This is a genomic window from Psychrobacter sp. ENNN9_III, from assembly GCF_001462175.1.
Lineage (GTDB): Bacteria > Pseudomonadota > Gammaproteobacteria > Pseudomonadales > Moraxellaceae > Psychrobacter.
Genome location: NZ_LNUO01000198.1, coordinates 1 through 2,535, shown reverse-complemented (window position 1 = coordinate 2,535; position 2,535 = coordinate 1). Strand labels below are relative to the sequence as shown.

The following is a 2,535-nucleotide window of genomic DNA, read 5'->3' as shown; positions in this document are numbered from 1 at the left end:
GCGCCTATTTTTAGCGTTATAGTTGGGTATATAAATGGGCGATAGTCAATACTAAACAAAATAGACACACTGTATGAATACGCTAGACTGACTTGAAAAAACCATTTTTATTCATAAATAAGAACCGTACAAAAGAAAAGATCTATAGGGAATAATGACATTAAAAACAATAGGAAGGAGCTTAAAATGACAGAAAATGTCGATTATCAAAATGGTCTACAAGTGCGCACTGAAGTAATGGGTGAAGCACACGTTAAGCGCTCGCTTGATAGCGCGACTGGCTTTACTCAGCCGTTACAAGACTGGATCATTGAACACGCTTGGGGCAGCACATGGCAAGATGACTCAGTACTACCGCGCAAATATCGCTCCTTAATTACCATTGCTTTTTTGATCGCGCAAAAAAAGCCCGACCGAGCTCAAAGGCCATATTCGCGGTGCCATTAATAATGGTGCTAGTGTCGCTGAGATTCGAGAAGTATTGATGCATAGCTTGCCATACTGCGGTGCACCTGCCACTCAAGAAGCGTTTCGCGCTGCCATAGAAATCCTGAATGAGTTGGATATTGATATAGATATTTAAAACTATGGTAGTCAAACAATTCATAGTAGTAGTCTTAAGAATATTCACTAAAAATTAAACCCTAAATTTCTGCTATAATACCGACACTCATCAAACATTATGTTCATTCCATAAACCCTTATAGTATAAAGGGTTAAGAGATAACTCCATTATGACAACTGCCGTACAAACACACGTACCTGCTGCCAAGGTCAAACCCAAAAAAGCCATTCAAGGCGAAAAATTGCGTGGCTACGACAAAGTTGCGCGTATCCCAATTAAGGTCATCCCGACCGTCGAGGCCAAGAAAAAGCCAGATTGGATTCGGGTTAAGATGTCGTCGCCTGCTGAAGTCGCGCGTATCAAAGCCACCTTGCGCGAGCAAAAGCTCTATACCGTCTGCGAAGAGGCGGCCTGCCCTAACCTGCCACAGTGCTTCGCCGATGGGACAGCGACCTTTATGATTATGGGTGACATCTGTACCCGCCGCTGTCCGTTCTGTGATGTGGGCCATGGTCGTCCTAATGCGCTAGATGCAGACGAACCGCGTCACACTGCTGAGACCATTCAAGGCTTGGGTCTTAAATATGCGGTCATTACCTCTGTCGATCGTGACGATCTAAAAGACGGCGGTGCTGGGCATTTTGTAGAAGTATTAAATGAATCACGTGCCCTTAGCCCGAACTGCTTGATTGAGATATTGGTACCCGACTTCCGTGGTCGTATGGAGATTGCGTTAGACTTATTGACTGAAACACCGCCAGACGTCTTTAACCACAATATCGAAACCGTGCCACGTCTGTATAAAGCGTTCCGTCCAGGTTCTGACTATCAGCATTCACTAGATTTGCTTAAACTGTATAAAGAGCGTCGTCCTGATATCGCGACTAAGTGCGGCTTTATGGTTGGCCTCGGTGAGACTGAAGAAGAAATCTATGCGCTGCTCGACGATCTAAAAGCACATGATGTCGATATGATTACCATCGGTCAGTATCTACAGCCGAGTAAAAACCATGCGCCTGTCGATCGCTACGTACATCCAGACGAGTTTCAGCGCTATATGGACTACGGCAAAAAGATTGGCTTCTTTAGCATTTGGGCAGGCCCAATGGTACGCTCAAGCTACTTTGCCGATCGTCAATACTATGGCGAAGATTGCCCGGCGCCCATCCGCAGCAAAAAAGCACTAGAGGCTGAAGGTAAGCTTGGTTGTTAGTATTCGATTGATTAAGCCAGTTATTTATAGAAAAAGGAGACTCGCAAAGGTCTCCTTTTTTATTGTGCTCTACTCAAAGCGACTACATTAGTACGTTAAGATAGTGCTATATTTCGAAATAATAAAAACCCCTACCCTATTTAAGGACTGATCAATGAGCAGCGAATTTACCCCACAAGAAGGCTCTTGCTCCTGTTATAGCAATACTTATACGGTCAACAATAAGCCTATTGGTCGCTTTATTTGCCACTGTACTATTTGTCAAGAATACACGGGACAAGCTTATAATGATGTGACGGTTTTACTTAAGTCAGATGTCAGCGAATTAGATATCAAAAAAACGCATTTTCAGCGCTGGAAAATGCCGCCAAACATTAACCGTGGACTTTGTAAATATTGTCATAAACCAAGTATAGAGATGGCGTTGGGTGGCAATCTCATATTAGTACCGACAACAAACTACCCTGACATAGCTGCATTACCTGAACCGACTATGCATCTATTTTATAATCGCCGCGTTGCAGATATGGACGATGATTTACCCAAGTCCAATGGCTTTGCACAAAGTCAGGCAATGATCGTTAAAGCGCTTGCCCAGGGTATGTTTGAAAGAGTGGCAAGTCGTTAGTTAGTGTCTGTGTTTAGGATCTAGGTTTAGAACTCAAATTCAGATCCTAGAAATCATCAAATTCAGATCCTAGAAATCATCACTAAAAACAGTCAGCTGATAATATAAAAAGGGTGAATGACAAATAAT

2 protein-coding genes and 1 pseudogene are annotated in these 2,535 nt (G+C 43.1%); all 3 read left to right on the top strand.

All coding sequences use genetic code 11. The features are described 5' to 3' along the window. Positions 1–186 precede the first annotated feature (186 nt). A pseudogene (locus tag PENNN9_RS11930) lies at positions 187–583 on the top strand (carboxymuconolactone decarboxylase family protein). A gap of 151 nt (positions 584–734) precedes the next feature. Continuing rightward, positions 735–1,778: a lipoyl synthase gene (lipA, locus tag PENNN9_RS11925; protein WP_058369886.1), complete on the top strand. Its 1,044-nt coding sequence runs from the start codon at positions 735–737 to the stop codon at positions 1,776–1,778. A gap of 154 nt (positions 1,779–1,932) precedes the next feature. After that, entirely contained in the window at positions 1,933–2,406 is a 474-nt protein-coding gene (locus PENNN9_RS11920; RefSeq protein ID WP_058369885.1) for a GFA family protein, read from the top strand. Positions 2,407–2,535: the final 129 nt, after the last annotated feature.

Excerpts from the sequence above, each read along its gene's own strand:
- lipA (WP_058369886.1), top strand. The coding sequence starts at position 735 with ATGACAACTGCCGTACAAACACACGTACCTGCTGCCAAGGTCAAACCC.
- PENNN9_RS11920 (WP_058369885.1), top strand. The coding sequence starts at position 1,933 with ATGAGCAGCGAATTTACCCCACAAGAAGGCTCTTGCTCCTGTTATAGC.